We start from the raw sequence: 15271 nt of genomic DNA, 5'->3' as shown, positions 1-15271 counted from the left end.
TAGAAATGAGGCTGGGACAAATGTCCTAGTCTTTTTAGTTTATTCAGTCGGCTAAGCAGCAGTGATTGAGCGTTTCAAGGCATATAAGTCTTGGAGATAGTAAATCATGAGTTGCAAAACAACTCTACTTTCTAACTAATGAGCTTGTGGCAGCAATTTTGACATTCCTAACGAATGAGGGAAGTTTTTACCCAATTTTCTACCCCAAGCAGTCACTCCCCCTGTCTGTTTGAGCTGTATGGAGGTGGGAGTGAATGAGTGAGAGGGAAGTCGAGCATTGCGAGTTACCGATTTTTGTTCCACTCTTATTTTATATTGTTTCGTTTTCAATAGAGAGGCAAAAATATGAGGCTTTGTCTGAGCATTTCATACTAACGAATAATAATTGTACTAGTACAATTATTATAAAACTGTTATAAAGTAGAAAGACAACTGCTAGTGAGCAAGTTTTTTGCGCTTAGAAGCAGAGGGTGTTATCATTAGTAGCGTACAAATCCTAAAACGTTTGCAATATGTCTGATCAGCAATCATAATAGAGTTTAGGCTCGACGTACACTTATTATAAAAAATTGGGAGACTTTTTATGTCTAATGGAAAAATTACAGCGTCAGCTGCTATGCTGAACGTTCTTAAAACTTGGGGTGTTGATACTATTTATGGTATCCCTTCAGGAACTCTTAGCTCATTGATGGATGCTCTTGCAGAAGATAAAGATATTAACTTCTTACAAGTTCGTCATGAAGAAACTGGTTCATTGGCTGCCCTTATGCAAGCTAAATTTGGCGGTTCTATCGGTGTCTGCGTTGGTTCTGGTGGACCAGGTGCGACTCACTTGATCAATGGTATCTACGATGCAGCTATGGATGCAACTCCAATGCTTGCAATCCTTGGATCGCGTCCAGTTAACGAACTCAATATGGATGCTTTCCAAGAGCTTAACCAAAACCCAATGTACAATGGTGTTGCAGTATTCAACAAACGTGTTGCTTATGCTGAGCAATTGCCAAAAGTTATCGACGATGCCGTTCGTGCAGCTATCGCTAAAAAAGGTCCAGCAGTTGTTGAAATTCCTGTAAACTTTGGTTTCCAAGAAATCGACGCTGACTCTTATTATGGTTCAGGTGAATTCGACCGCACATTTGTTGCTCCAGGATTGAACGAAGTGGAAATCAACAAAGCAGTTGAAATCCTTAACTCAGCTAAACGCCCAGTAATTTACTCAGGTTTCGGTGGACGTGGTGCTGGTGAAATCATCACTGAATTGTCACGTAAAATCAAAGCTCCAGTCATCACAACTGGTAAAAACTTTGAAACATTTGAGTGGGACTTTGAAGGTCTTACTGGGTCAGCTTACCGTGTTGGTTGGAAACCAGCTAACGAAGTTGTCTTTGAAGCTGACACAGTTCTTTTCCTCGGCTGTAACTTCCCATTCTCAGAAGTTTACAACACTTTCCAAAACACTGAAAAATTCATCCAAGTTGATATCGATCCTTACAAACTTGGTAAACGCCATGCTCTTGATGCATCAATCCTTGGTGATGTTAAAGAAGCTACTAAAGCTATTCTTGAGCGTGTTGATGCCGTTGAAGAGTCTGCATGGTGGAATGCTGCTGTCAAGAACAACCAAAACTGGCGTGACTACATGAACAAGCTTGAAGGTAAAACTGAAGGCGAACTTCAATTGTACCAAGTGTACAACGCTATCAACAAATATGCTGATGAGGATGCTATCTACTCAATCGACGTTGGTAACTCTACACAAACATCAACACGTCACTTGCACATGACACCTAAGAACATGTGGCGTACATCTCCATTGTTCGCAACAATGGGTATTGCCCTTCCTGGTGGTATTGCTGCTAAGAAAGATAATCCAGATCGTCAAGTATGGAACATCATGGGTGATGGTGCTTTCGGTATGTGTTACCCAGATGTTATCACTAACGTTCAATACAACCTTCCAGTTATTAACGTTGTCTTCTCAAATGCTGAATATGCCTTCATCAAAAACAAATATGAAGACACAAACAAACACCTCTTCGGTGTAGACTTCACTAACCCAGATTACGTGAAAATCGCTGAAGCACAAGGTGCTGTTGGATTCCGTGTTGACCGCATTGAAGATATGGATGCTGTTATGAAAGAAGCTGTTGAGCTTAACAAAGCTGGTCGTACTATTGTCATTGATGCTCGCATCACACAAGATCGTCCAATCCCAGTAGAAGCTCCAGTGATGACCTTGGATTCAAAACTCTTCTCAGAACAAGAAATCGCTGACTTCAAAGCTAAATACGAAGCTGAAGAATTGGTACCATTCCGTGAATTCTTAGAAGCAGAAGGCCTTGAGTCACAATACATCAAATAAGAATAAACGCAAAAAACCAGGAGAAATCCTGGTTTTTTATTCCCAATAAAATCGTTCTATTTTAATAGTTTCATTTGGGTAGTCTTTTTCTAAAATTGTCACTATTTCGGAATGTTCTTTTTTAACTAATGCTAAAAGTTCTGGTTTATCGTGTCCTACAAAGAAGAATTGAGATTCGATAACGAGAAAGAGTTGGTGAAAGTGGTTGTTGAGACGGTCTAGTTTTTCCACTAAATCTGTATTTCCCTTGATAAAGTCAGGTGCTTCATTTCCCTCATCAAGGTCAGCTAGCACATTCTTTAAAGGATAGGTTCCATATTCTAAGCAAAATTCGTATGTCATGTTGCCTCCTTTACTTTAGTTTATCAAATGATAGTCATACTTGTCTCTTTTGGTGATTTTGGAAGTCATATCTTTTGAAAATCCTTAAAAAGAGCGTTAAAATAAAAGAGAATAACGCCTATTGCAAAGGCGATTAAAGGAGACTATTATGTCAGAAAAAATTAGAGTTTTGTTGTACTACAAGTACGTTCCAATTGAAAATGCGGAAGAATACGCTAAAAAACACTTGGAATTTTGTAAATCAATTGGCCTTAAAGGTCGTATCTTGATTGCCGATGAAGGGATTAACGGTACGGTTTCTGGCGACTATGAAACAACTCAAAAATACATGGACTGGGTACACAGCGATGAGCGATTTGCTGACCTATGGTTCAAGATTGATGAAGAAGAAGAGCAAGCTTTTCGCAAGATGTTTGTTCGTTATAAAAAAGAAATTGTTCACCTTGGTCTAGAAGATAACGATTTTGATAGAGATATCAACCCACTTGAAACAACTGGTGAATACCTCAATCCAAAACAATTCAGAGAAGCTCTTCTTGACGAAGATACTATCGTTTTGGATACTCGTAACGACTACGAGTATGACCTTGGTCATTTCAAAGGTGCCGTTCGTCCAGATATCCGTAATTTCCGCGAATTGCCACAATGGGTACGCGACAACAAAGAAAAATTTATGGAAAAACGTGTTGTTGTTTACTGTACCGGTGGGGTTCGTTGTGAGAAATTCTCTGGTTGGATGGTTCGTGAAGGCTTCAAGGACGTGGGTCAACTTCACGGAGGAATTGCTACTTATGGTAAAGATCCAGAAGTGCAGGGTGACCTTTGGGAAGGTGCTATGTACGTCTTTGATGACCGTATCTCAGTGCCAATTAACCATGTTAACCCAACAGTGATTTCAAAAGATCACTTTGATGGTACACCATGTGATCGTTACGTTAATTGTGCAAACCCATTCTGTAACAAACAAATTTTTGCTTCTGAAGAGAACGAAGCGAAATATGTTCGTGGTTGCTCAGCAGAATGTCGTGCGCATGAGCGTAATCGCTATGTTCAAGAAAACGGTTTGACACGTGATGAGTGGCAAGCTCGTTTAGAAGCAATCGGGGAAAGCTTACCAGAATATGTAAAGGCTTAATCTAAGATATTTAGAGACTGGCATGTCCAGTCTCTTTTTATATTTTATTGTTTTACTTGGGACATAAAAATTTGAGAAGATAGAAAAGTTAATTTCTGGGAAACTCTAAAGTATTTATTTTGTAATAATAGAATGACTGCTTATGATTTAGTATTTTTCTGATAGATCAATCCTAAATGGATTGATTAAATCATTATTCAATATACTTTTAAAACTGTTTTAATGTTATCTTTTTAATATGAAAAAGGAAATGTTGGCGACTTCATCTTTGATTTAAAATGTTTCTTATCAAGAGTCAAGACTAGGCGGACTGAAACTACTTACATTACTTTTAGAGGGAACAATATTGCTTAATGGATGTATACTTGTGATTTGAAAGTCGTGTGTTAGTAGTACTTTAGTGATTTTAATTGTTTCAGCCTTGGCGCTAAGTTTAAGTAAGTACGTTCAGGCTGATGATGTGTTAAATCAATCGGCAGGAAATAATTTTCTTCATAATCTGCTGGCATTGTTAAACTTTATTCTTGTATGGTTGAGCAGATACTCGACGTCTCAAGTATGGCAGTGTCATACTTGAGACACCGGATAGCAAATTACATGGGGATGACTAGCCTAGATTATGACATTAAGTAGAAAACATTGGTGATATTATTGACTGTTGATGATATGGAGTTGGTAACTTTGGAAAAATAGGACAAAGAGGTTGAGAAATTTCACTCCCTTTACGTTATTTGCTATTTATTGCTGTTGGATATCGTGTTATAATTAGTGAATAAACTAACAAAAAGGAAGTATTATGAAACTAGAAAAGGCGCCCTTAGCAACAGCAGGTCTGGTTTTAGGATTACTGGGTCTGGGAAATTTGTTAAGCGATGTTTCCTTGGTTTTTACGGCTAGTTGTGGCATCTTAGCGCTAGTGACTTTGCTCTATCTCATTTACAGCATGATGACTGATCCTCAAAGTGTGAAAAATCAGATCAGCAATCCCTTGGTGTCATCGGTTTTTACAACTTTTTTCATGTCTGGTTTTTTAGGGACAGTTTACTTAAAAAATTTTTTTGGAGAAAATCCTTTTATTGCAACGCTTATCGGTCCACTTTGGTTGCTTTGTTTCTTTGGCATTGTCAGCCATATGCTTATTTTTTCGCTTAAGTATCTCAAGAACTTCTCGTTAGATTCCGTCTTTCCTTCCTGGACGGTGCTTTACATTGGGGTTGCTATCGCAGGGCTGACGTCACCGGTTAGCGGACAATTTGTCGTTGGAAAAATTACAATCATCTATGGTTTTGTCGCAACCTGCTTGGTTCTTCCAATCATTTTCAAACGCCTAAAGAAGAATCCTTTAAAGGCACCATTTAAGCCCAACGCAGCAACCATTTGTGCCCCTTTTTCCTTGGTCGCAGCGGCTTATGCGGTAACTTTTTCTAATCCGAATCCTTTGATCATGGGCATTCTTTTAATCCTATCCCAAGTCTTTTACAGCTATATCCTTTGGTTTTTACCACGTTTATTAAAACGACCATTTTCCCCTGTCTTTTCAGCCTTCACCTTCCCACTAGTTATTTCAGCGACAGCTCTAAAAAACGGTATGCGTGTGTTAGGACTTACTGGAGCTTGGCAGTGGCTTTTATGGGGAGAAGTCCTGGTAGCTAGCGTGATAGTCCTTGGTGTCTTTCTTGAATACCTTAAATTCTTTTTTAAAAAATAGTCACAGAATACAAAAAAGCTGAGGATTTCTCCTCAGCTTTAAAGCATTTAGCGTGCTACACGACGACGAGCAGCCTTTTTACGATTTTCTTCGATGAAAGCTTCTTTCTTTTCTTCTGGCTCGATAATCGTTTTCTTAACGGCGAAAGCAGCACCTGCAACAGTGGCAACAGTAGCGATAACACCAGTGGCTAAGCCTTTAGCAAAATCAAATTTTTTAGACATGAGAGTTCTCCTATTTCTATGAAAATAAGGACAAAAAGCCTTACGTTTCAATATGTTATAATAGTATTATTATCTAAAAAAGAGAAGAGAATAGCAAGCAAAAAACATTATGAAGAAAAAAATTATTGTGGTGGCAGGACCAACAGCAGTAGGGAAAACAGCTCTTGGCATCCAGCTTGCCCAGCGCTTTAATGGCGAAATCATTTCTGGAGACAGCCAACAGGTCTATCAGCAACTGGATATTGGAACGGCAAAGGCGAGTCCAGAGGAACAAGCGGCTGCGGTCCATCATTTGATTGATGTGCGCCAGGTCACGGAATCCTATTCAGCTTTTGAGTTTGTAAGAGAAGCTCATGCAGCCATTGATGCTATCATCAATCGGGGCAAATTGCCTATTATTGTTGGTGGGACGGGCCTCTATCTGCAAAGTCTATTAGAGGGCTATCATTTAGGCGGTAACCTTGATCAGGAAGCCCTCTTAGCTTATCGTCAGGAATTGGAAAAAGAAGAGGATGAGACAATCTTTGCAAAAGTTGCAGAGAAAGGTTTAGAAATCCCTCAACTCAATCGCCGTCGTGCGATTCGTGCCCTGGAGTTGGCTAAATTTGGTCAGGATTTGACTAACCAGGACAGCGATTTAGAACCTTTGTTAGTTGGACTGACAGATGAGCGGCAAGTGCTTTATGATCGTATCAATGCCCGTGTCGATGTCATGATAGCAAATGGTTTACTGGAAGAAGCTAAGTGGCTTTATGACCATCACCCAGATGTTCAGGCAGCTCGTGGCATTGGCTATAAGGAGCTCTTTCCTTATTTTGCCGGTCAGGAGGATTTGGAAACATCCGTCGCACGCTTAAAACAAAACACCAGACGCTTTGCTAAACGCCAGTTGACTTGGTTTAGAAATCGGATGTCAGTAGATTTTTACCAGATTTCTGATCAAAACTTTCAAGAGCAGATTGCCACAAGGGTTGAGGATTTTTTAAAGGAAAGCTAAACAGTTGCTAGTGTGAATGTAGGGAAAATATGCTATAATATGTGGTAGTTTTGATAGTCCATGTGGGCTATTTTTTCATGATAAAAACCTACAAAAGGAGGTGAGCCTATGTATGAAACACAAAGAAAACAAGAACGTGTCATTATTGTAGGTGTAGAACTTCAAGAGACGGAACACTTTGAGATGTCTATGGAAGAGTTGGCTAGTTTAGCTAAAACAGCGGGCGCTGAAGTTGTTCACTTTTACCACCAAAAACGTGAGCGTTATGATAGTAAAACTTTTGTCGGTTCTGGGAAACTAGAAGAAATTCGCCAGATAGTTGATGCTGATGAGATTGATACCGTTATTGTCAATAATCGCCTGACACCTCGTCAAAATACCAATTTAGAAGTGGAACTTGGAGTTAAGGTGATTGACCGCATGCAGTTGATTTTGGATATCTTTGCCATGCGAGCTCGGAGCCATGAAGGGAAGTTACAAGTTCATCTGGCTCAGCTTAAGTACATGTTACCGCGTTTAGTTGGTCAAGGGATTATGCTTAGCCGTCAAGCGGGTGGTATCGGAAGTCGTGGTCCCGGTGAAAGTCAGCTGGAGCTTAATCGTCGTTCTATCCGCAATCAGATTAACGATATCGAGCGTCAGCTCAAAATTGTCGAAAAAAATCGTCAAACCATTCGTGACAAACGGGTGGATTCTGAAACTTTTAAAATAGGCTTGATTGGCTATACCAATGCTGGTAAATCGACCATCATGAACACCTTGACGGATAAGAAACAGTACGAAGCGGACGAGCTGTTTGCGACTTTGGATGCGACGACCAAGCAACTCTATCTTAAAGGGCAATTTCAGGCGACATTGACTGATACGGTTGGTTTTATTCAGGACTTGCCAACGGAATTAGTTGCAGCCTTCAAGTCAACCCTAGAAGAAAGTCGTCATGTGGATCTGCTTCTACATGTTATTGATGCTAGTGATCCTAACCATAGTGAGCATGAAAAGGTCGTCCTAGATATCCTCAAGGATTTGGACATGCTAGATATTCCCCGTCTTGCTATCTACAACAAGATGGATAAGGTAGAAAGTCTGACGGCGACGGCCTTTCCAAATGTCCGTATTTCAGCGCGTGACAAGGATGCTAGACAGTCTATTCGTAACCTGATTATCGATGAAATCCGTGATTTATTTGAACCCTTTGCCATAAAAGTACATCAAAAGGATGCCTACAAGCTTTACGCCCTTGAAAAGCTGGCACTTTTAGACCACTATGATTTTTCAGAAGAAGTCGAAGAGATTTCAGGATACATCGCCAGCCAAAACAAATGGAAATTAGAAGAATTTTATGACTGATTATATAGATTTAGCCCTCAAGTTTGGTGGCTTCACCAGTCTTGACAAGGTTTATTTGGAGAAACAATTACACGAACTTGATGACCAGCAAAAGTTGGCTTTTATCACACCGCCTCCTAGTGTCATCAATGCTTATTTTGCTGAGCTCTATCAAAAGCAAGGGCAAACAGCAGCGACTGATTATTATTTTGACATTTCAAAGGCTCTTGATCTTTTTCAAGACAATCCAAGTTTTGCTGAAGAAAAACCTTTTGTTCGCCTTAATTTATCTGGCAAATCTTACGGTTTTGCCTTTGAAAATGACAAGCAGGTTGCTCAGGTATTTTCTGAAATCAATGAGCCCATCACGTCAAGTCTTTTATTTGAGCTAGCTCAAATTTTTCCAGATTATAAGATTTATCAAGATAAGCACCGTATCAAAATGTCTCCTATGACTTTTGATGAGACTGATGCTAAGGATATGACACCAGCGTCAGCTCTACTCAGTCATGTTTACCAACTTAAAGCTAATGTCACGAAAATCACCAGTTTCAACCAAGACGAGCTGTCAGAATTGCTCCAAAGCCAAAGTTCTCAAGGCAAAGTTTACTATGGTTTTGAACAGCGTGAATACATAGCTTATATCACCGCAAATTAGAAGAGAAACAATGCAATTACAATTTTTAGGAACAGGAGCAGGTCAGCCGGCTAAAGGGCGCAATGTCTCCAGTTTGGTTTTGAAATTATTAGATGAAATCAATGAAGTTTGGATGTTTGACTGTGGGGAAGGCACCCAACGCCAGATTTTAGAAACAACGATTAAACCTCGTAAGGTCAGTAAGATTTTTATCACCCATCTGCATGGGGATCATGTTCTTGGACTACCTGGTTTCTTATCCAGTCGTGCCTTTCAATCAAGCGAAGAGCAGACGGATATTGAAATTTATGGGCCAAAAGGAATTAAATCATATGTTATGTCCAGCCTTCGGGTAACGGGTTCTCGTTTGCCTTATCGTATTCATTTTCATGAGTTTGAGGGTGATAGTCTCGGAAAAATCATGGAGACTGATAAATTCGAAGTTTACGCAGAAGAACTGAATCATAGCATTTTCTGTGTTGGCTATCGTGTGGTTCAAAAGGATTTGGAAGGTAGTTTGGATGCTGATGCTTTAAAAGCAGCAGGTGTCCCCTTTGGTCCTTTGTTTGGCAAAATCAAAAATGGTCAGGATGTCGTCTTAGAAGACGGGACTAAAATCATTGCTAAAGACTTTATTTCGGAACCTAAAAAAGGTAAGGTTGTCACTATTTTGGGAGACACGCGCAAGACTGATGCTAGTGTTCGTCTTGGCTTAGGGGCTGATGTTCTGGTTCATGAGTCAACCTATGGTAAGGGAGATGAAAAGCTTGCCAAGTCTCATGGTCACTCGACTAATATGCAGGCAGCACAAGTGGCTAAAGCAGCAGGCGCTAAACGCTTGTTACTCAACCATATTAGCCCGCGTTTTTTAGCAAAAGATTGTCGTCAATTGGAACGTGATGCTGCTAAAACCTTTGAGAATGTAAAGGTCGTATTTGATTTAGATGAGGTGGAAATTGGATGAGTCAACGCATTATTGTTATTACAGGTGCTTCAGGTGGCATCGTTCAAGAAATGATAAAGCTCCTTCCTAGTGAAGATGGCTTGGTGCTTTTAGGCCGTAGCCAGGAAAAGCTAGAGGAGTTATATCGCCATGTAGAAAATAAGACCTGTATCGGCCTTGATATCACAGATAGGGAAGCTGTGACATCTGTTATTGACCAGATCTACCTTCAGTATGGACGAATTGATATTTTGGTCAATAATGCTGGTTTTGGGGAATTCAAAGCCTTTGATGATTATGATTTTGATGAGATTGAAGAGATGTTTGATGTCAATACTTTGGCAACCATTCATTTTTCGCGTCTTGTAGGTCAACGCATGGCAGAAAAAGGTCATGGTCATATTATCAATATTGCTTCTATGGCTGGCTTGATTGCATCAGCTAAGTCCACCATCTATTCAGCGACTAAGTTTGCTGTTATTGGATTTTCAAATGCCCTTCGTTTAGAATTGGCTGACAAGAAGGTCTATGTAACCACGGTCAATCCTGGCCCTGTTGATACCCAGTTCTTTGATAAGGCTGACCCATCAGGTGATTATCTTAAGAGCGTTGAAACATTTAGTTTAAAACCAGATGTTGTTGCTAAACGGATGATCAAAATCATGGGTAAAAACAAGCGTGAACTTAACATGCCATTTGCCTTGGCAGCAACACACAAGCTCTATACTCTGTTCCCACGAATGAGTGATTTCATGGCAAGAAAAGTTTTTAATTATAAATAAGATTGAACCAAGTGTTCAATTTTTTAAAACTTAAATCATCTAAAAATATAGTCTTTTGGATACAAAATGGTATAATAAATCTCAAAAGGAGGTCTCTATGAAATACAATCGTTTAGGTAAGACTGATATGGAAATCAGCGAAGTTAGCTTGGGAACTTGGGCTATCGGTGGTGACTGGGGTGATACTTTTGAGGAGGTTGCCTTAGAAAGTCTGCATGCTGCGGTAGACCAAGGAGTCAATTTCTTTGATACGGCTGACGTCTATGGTGGTGGCCGTAGTGAGCGTTTGCTTGGACAACTCCTTAAAGAGCGCGACGAGCGGATTTATGTGGCAACTAAGTTCGGGCGTAAGGATGATTTTGCGAACCTTGACAATTATACTTACGACAAGGTACGGGCTTATTGTGAAAATAGTTTGCAAAACTTGGGTGTTTCAAGTCTGGACTTGTATCAAATCCATTGCCCATCAACAGACGTTTTAGAAGATTTATCCGTCTTTAAAGTACTAGAACAACTTAAACAAGAGGGGCTCATTCGTTATTACGGGGTTTCTGTAGAAACAGATACTCAAGGCAAATTTGTTTTAGATAATACAGATGCCAGTAGCTTGCAAGTCATTGTTAATCTTCTTCGTCAAAAACCAGTTAGTGAGATGATTGCTCAGGCTAACAAACAAGATGTCGGTATTTTGGCGCGTGTGCCATTAGCCAGTGGTCTCTTGTCTGGTAAATATACCAAAGATACTGTCTTCCCTGAAAATGATCATCGTAACTTTAACAAAGACGGTAAAGCTTTTAATGTTGGGGAAACTTTTGGTGGCTTGCCTTTTGAAAAAGCGATTGAATTGGTTGACCAAGTGCGTTGGATTGCAGATGCTCGCAACAACCTAGCTCAAGCATCTATCAAGTGGCTTTTGCAACAAGAAGGCATTTCAACGGTTATCCCAGGATTTAAGAACCCAGAGCAAGTAACAAGTAACATTGCAGCAACTTCTGTCAAGGATTTTTCAAGTGCAGAACTCGAAAAACTAAGTGACTTCTACTGGAAAGAAGTTCACGATCACATCCGTGGTGATTACTAAAAAGGTCTATCTGAAAGATTAAATAGGCTGAGGTCTAAGAGTGAATCTTAGGTCTTTTTTTGGTATACTAGTAAAGATTGATTTCTGAATAGAAAAGAGTAGCAAACAGACATGATTAGGTCTAAATACGATTGGAAAATAGAAGCTAAGGAAGCTGATGATACTTTCCTAAAACTGGCTAAAAAAAGAGGATTAGATGCTATTGCAGCCAAACTCTTGGTGGAGCGTGGTATTACAAGCGAGGAGGCTCTCGATGATTTCTTAAGCGCGGATTTATCTAAACTTCACGATCCCTTTTTATTGCATGATATGGAAAAATCCGTTGAGAGGATTCGCCAAGCTATTGAAGTAGGGGAGCAAATCCTAGTTTATGGAGATTACGATGCTGATGGGATGACAAGTGCTAGTATTGTCAAAGAAACCTTGGAGATGATGGGAGCAGAGGTTCAGGTTTATCTGCCCAATCGTTTTACGGATGGTTATGGGCCAAATCTCAGTGTTTATAAGTATTTCATTGAGCAGCAGGCTATTTCCTTGATTGTGACCGTGGATAACGGTGTTGCTGGACATGAGGCCATTGCTTATGCTCAAGAGCAAGGCGTTGATGTCATTGTGACAGACCACCATAGTATGCCAGCAGATTTGCCTAAGGCCTTTGCCATTGTCCATCCTGAGCACCCAGAAGCTGATTATCCCTTTAAGCATTTAGCAGGGGTTGGTGTAGCCTTTAAATTAGCTTGTGCCCTTTTAGAATCCATTCCTAGCGAGTTTTTAGATTTGGTTGCTATTGGTACCATCGCGGATATGGTTAGCTTAACAGATGAAAATCGTATCATGGTCAAGGTTGGTCTCGAAATGCTCAAACAGACCGAGCGTATTGGGCTTCAAGAACTCCTTCAGTTATCAGATGTTAGTCCTGAAACGATTTCTGAAGAAACCGTAGGTTTCACCATTGCACCCCAGCTCAATGCTTTAGGGCGTTTGGATGATCCCAATCCTGCTATTGAGCTGTTAACAGGCTTTGACGATGAAGAAGCGCAAGCTATTGCCATAGATATCAAAGCTAAAAATGAAGAACGCAAAGAACTGGTGCAAACGATTTATGATGAAGCGATGACCATGGTTGATCTATCTAAACCAGTGCAAGTTTTAGCCAAAGAGGGCTGGCATCCAGGTGTCTTGGGAATTGTGGCAGGACGGATTTTAGAAAATATCTCACAAACCATCATTGTTCTTAACATCGAAAATGGTCTGGCTAAGGGGTCGGCTCGTTCACTTGAGGTTTTAAATATATTTGACGCCCTAGATGATCATCGCGAGATTTTTACAGCCTTTGGTGGCCATGCTGGTGCAGCTGGGATGACACTGCCAGTTGAAAATCTTGAGAAGCTGTCTGATGTTCTCTGCCAGTACGTTACTGATAAAGAGATTGATACCAGTATTAAAAATCCTTTGATTTTGGATGAGACTTTATCCTTACCAGATTTAAGTTTAGAGTCACTCAAGAGTCTAGAGCGTTTGGCACCCTTTGGTATGGATCACAAAAAACCTGTTTTTTGGCTCAAAGATTTTGACGTGACACAAGCTCGTACCATGGGTCAACATAATGCTCACTTGAAATTAAAGGTTAAGCAAGAGGGTGCCAGTTTTGATGTGGTTGCCTTTAATCAAGGTGTATTAGCTTCAGAATTTCAGCAGGCACAGCAGCTAGAGCTGGCGGTAACCCTCTCCGTTAATATCTGGAATGGTCAAACAAGCTTGCAGCTCATGCTTGTAGATGCTCGTGTTGAAGGCGTACAGCTCTTTGATATTAGGGCTAAGAACGCTAAATTACCTTTTGATGTCCCAGCATTAACAGCTGACCTAAGAGACAGTCAAACCGCTGTTTTGGTGGATTTACCAGAAAATCCTAATGATTTGAAAAGCTGGTTTGCTGCCAATGATTTAGAAGCTCTTTATTTCAAAAATAATATGAAGACACCTTATTATTTGTCTGGCTTTGGGACACGTCAGCAGTTTGCCAAATTATATAAAACCATCTATCAATTTCCTGAGTTTGATATTCGTTATAAATTAAAAGAACTTAGTCAGTATCTTAACATTGAAGATTATCTTTTGATTAAAATGATACAGATTTTTGAAGAATTAGGCTTTGTCACTATCAAAGATGGTGTTATGATGGTTAATAAAGAGGCAGAAAAGAAAGCAATCGAAAGTAGCCAGATTTATCAAGATTTGAAAAAAAACGTTAAGTATCAAGAACTTATGGCACTTGGTACTCCTAGGGAAATCTATGAATGGTTGGTGGAGTGATAGATGAGACAATTAGCTAGAATCAACTTCCATCTTCCAGACGATGTTTTAACCATAAATGCCTTTTACGTCTTACATTTGGGTATGGAGAGATTAGATAGTCTGGAGTTATCTTTTTTACAAGTTCAGTTTAGGTCTGAATTTTGGGAAGAAAGGACTGCTTTTCCAGATAAGGGTTACCTGCTTGAGGAAGCTGTTTTAGGGAAATGTATCCAGTCGATTTCTCTCCTCAATCAAACAGGAGAGTTGAACTTTTATCATTTACCCTATCTAGCAGATCAGACAGGTGCTAATCGCTTGCAACGATCAGGTTTGCGAGACGACGGTTCATTGGTTATAGAGATAGGAGAATTAAGATGAGGCTTTGGCATCAAGATTTAATTAACAAGCTACCTCGGCAACAGCTCTTAGGTCAGCACCGTGAATGTGCAGCGCTTCGAGGAGCCGGTTGGGGAAGACCCCATGCGACGGTTAACTATGTTTTTGAGTATTCCCCTTATAAACTTTATCAGTATCATCTCTTGGTTATGGAAGAAATGGAAGCTAGAGGTTATCAACCTGATGAGTCATGGAAAGATCCCAATTACAGAGGTAAAAAAGTTCCATCTTATGACAAGCTAGATGCCGTCACTCTCACTAATCCCATTTATCCAGAGCATCAGTTACTTTACTTGGAGGAATGCTTGGAAAATTTGAGACAAAAGGGCATTTTTATTCATCTCTTCTAAGTTGAACATTCCAACTTAGGAGAAATAGTGATATAATGGTGTGTAAAAACAATTTTGAGAAAACTCAAGAATAAGAAAGGATTTGCGATTTCTGTTGATGAAAAAGGAATTGCAGTAAGATTATGGATTTAACAAAATACATCGCTTCAATCGAAAACTACCCACAAGAAGGCATCACATTCCGTGATATTTCACCCTTGATGGCAGATGGAAAAGCCTATAGCTATGCTGTTCGTGAAATTGCTCAGTATGCTTGTGACCATGATATCGATATGATTGTTGGTCCAGAAGCGCGTGGTTTTATTATTGGTTGTCCTGTTGCAGTAGAACTTGGTATTGGTTTTGCGCCAGTTCGTAAACCAGGAAAACTTCCTCGTGAAGTCATTTCAGCAGATTATGAAAAAGAATACGGTGTAGATACGCTTACCATGCATGCTGATGCCATCAAACCTGGACAACGTGTTCTTATCGTTGATGACCTTTTGGCAACAGGTGGTACCGTCAAAGCAACCATTGAGTTGATTGAAAAGCTTGGTGGTATTGTAGCTGGTTGTGCCTTTATCATTGAGTTGGATGGCCTTAACGGTCGTGAAACAATTGGGGATTACGATACTAAAGTATTGATGCAATTTCCAGGCTAATTGCTATAAGAAATAGCTATAACTAAACCTAGTTTTTCCAAATTTGAAA

15 protein-coding genes are annotated in these 15271 nt (G+C 39.9%); 13 read left to right on the top strand and 2 right to left on the bottom strand.

Annotated features, from left to right (window positions below):
• Positions 1 to 583 precede the first annotated feature (583 nt).
• Positions 584 to 2365, top strand: coding sequence for a pyruvate oxidase (gene spxB, locus C0J00_RS05950; protein WP_104968011.1), 1782 nt, complete (start codon positions 584 to 586; stop codon positions 2363 to 2365).
• Between the two features lie 36 nt (positions 2366 to 2401).
• Here the strand turns inward: spxB and C0J00_RS05945 are convergent, their stop codons facing one another.
• The gene (locus C0J00_RS05945) at positions 2402 to 2707 is read right to left on the bottom strand and encodes a hypothetical protein (RefSeq protein WP_104968010.1); all 306 of its coding nucleotides are present in this window, start codon (positions 2705 to 2707) and stop codon (positions 2402 to 2404) included.
• Positions 2708 to 2855: 148 nt separating this feature from the next.
• On the opposite strand from C0J00_RS05945, the gene trhO reads away from it, so the two are divergent.
• Both trhO and C0J00_RS05935 read left to right on the top strand, forming a co-directional pair.
• Entirely contained in the window at positions 2856 to 3842 is a 987-nt protein-coding gene (gene trhO, locus C0J00_RS05940) for an oxygen-dependent tRNA uridine(34) hydroxylase TrhO (protein WP_104968009.1), read from the top strand.
• Between the two features lie 796 nt (positions 3843 to 4638).
• Positions 4639 to 5550 carry a TDT family transporter gene (locus C0J00_RS05935; RefSeq protein ID WP_104968008.1) on the top strand — a complete coding sequence of 304 codons (912 nt, stop codon included), beginning with the start codon at positions 4639 to 4641 and terminating at the stop codon, positions 5548 to 5550.
• A gap of 47 nt (positions 5551 to 5597) precedes the next feature.
• Here C0J00_RS05935 and C0J00_RS05930 read toward each other — a convergent pair whose 3' ends face one another.
• The gene (locus C0J00_RS05930; RefSeq protein ID WP_104968007.1) at positions 5598 to 5774 is read right to left on the bottom strand and encodes a DUF3042 family protein; all 177 of its coding nucleotides are present in this window, start codon (positions 5772 to 5774) and stop codon (positions 5598 to 5600) included.
• Positions 5775 to 5883: 109 nt separating this feature from the next.
• On the opposite strand from C0J00_RS05930, the gene miaA reads away from it, so the two are divergent.
• The 10 genes from miaA to C0J00_RS05880 all read left to right on the top strand — a co-directional run bounded on the left by miaA (position 5884) and on the right by C0J00_RS05880 (position 15222).
• Positions 5884 to 6771: a tRNA (adenosine(37)-N6)-dimethylallyltransferase MiaA gene (gene miaA, locus C0J00_RS05925; RefSeq protein ID WP_324761689.1), complete on the top strand. Its 888-nt coding sequence runs from the start codon at positions 5884 to 5886 to the stop codon at positions 6769 to 6771.
• A gap of 108 nt (positions 6772 to 6879) precedes the next feature.
• Entirely contained in the window at positions 6880 to 8118 is a 1239-nt protein-coding gene (hflX, locus tag C0J00_RS05920; RefSeq protein ID WP_104968005.1) for a GTPase HflX, read from the top strand.
• A complete protein-coding gene (locus C0J00_RS05915) occupies positions 8111 to 8755 on the top strand; it encodes a cystathionine beta-lyase (RefSeq protein WP_104968004.1) in 645 nt (214 codons plus the stop codon). The genes hflX and C0J00_RS05915 overlap by 8 nt, the downstream gene beginning before the upstream one ends.
• 10 nt (positions 8756 to 8765) lie before the next feature.
• Positions 8766 to 9698, top strand: a complete 933-nt coding sequence (rnz, locus tag C0J00_RS05910) for a ribonuclease Z (protein ID WP_104968003.1) — start codon at positions 8766 to 8768, stop codon at positions 9696 to 9698.
• Positions 9695 to 10459 carry an SDR family NAD(P)-dependent oxidoreductase gene (locus tag C0J00_RS05905; RefSeq protein WP_104968002.1) on the top strand — a complete coding sequence of 255 codons (765 nt, stop codon included), beginning with the start codon at positions 9695 to 9697 and terminating at the stop codon, positions 10457 to 10459. The genes rnz and C0J00_RS05905 overlap by 4 nt, the downstream gene beginning before the upstream one ends.
• 97 nt (positions 10460 to 10556) lie before the next feature.
• A complete protein-coding gene (locus C0J00_RS05900) occupies positions 10557 to 11540 on the top strand; it encodes an aldo/keto reductase (RefSeq protein WP_104968001.1) in 984 nt (327 codons plus the stop codon).
• Between the two features lie 111 nt (positions 11541 to 11651).
• Positions 11652 to 13853, top strand: a complete 2202-nt coding sequence (gene recJ, locus C0J00_RS05895; protein WP_104968000.1) for a single-stranded-DNA-specific exonuclease RecJ — start codon at positions 11652 to 11654, stop codon at positions 13851 to 13853.
• Positions 13854 to 13856: 3 nt separating this feature from the next.
• Positions 13857 to 14213, top strand: coding sequence for a hypothetical protein (locus tag C0J00_RS05890; RefSeq protein ID WP_104967999.1), 357 nt, complete (start codon positions 13857 to 13859; stop codon positions 14211 to 14213).
• Positions 14210 to 14581 carry a TIGR02328 family protein gene (locus C0J00_RS05885; RefSeq protein ID WP_104967998.1) on the top strand — a complete coding sequence of 124 codons (372 nt, stop codon included), beginning with the start codon at positions 14210 to 14212 and terminating at the stop codon, positions 14579 to 14581. The genes C0J00_RS05890 and C0J00_RS05885 overlap by 4 nt, the downstream gene beginning before the upstream one ends.
• Before the next feature lie 122 nt (positions 14582 to 14703).
• On the top strand, positions 14704 to 15222 hold the full coding sequence (locus C0J00_RS05880) for an adenine phosphoribosyltransferase (protein ID WP_104967997.1): 519 nt from the start codon (positions 14704 to 14706) through the stop codon (positions 15220 to 15222).
• Positions 15223 to 15271: the final 49 nt, after the last annotated feature.

Origin of the sequence: Streptococcus pluranimalium, assembly GCF_002953735.1 — a bacterium.
Taxonomy (GTDB): Bacteria; Bacillota; Bacilli; order Lactobacillales; family Streptococcaceae; genus Streptococcus; species Streptococcus pluranimalium.
The sequence above is the reverse complement of the archived record's forward strand: the minus strand, read 5'-3'. Positions and strand labels throughout refer to the sequence as shown.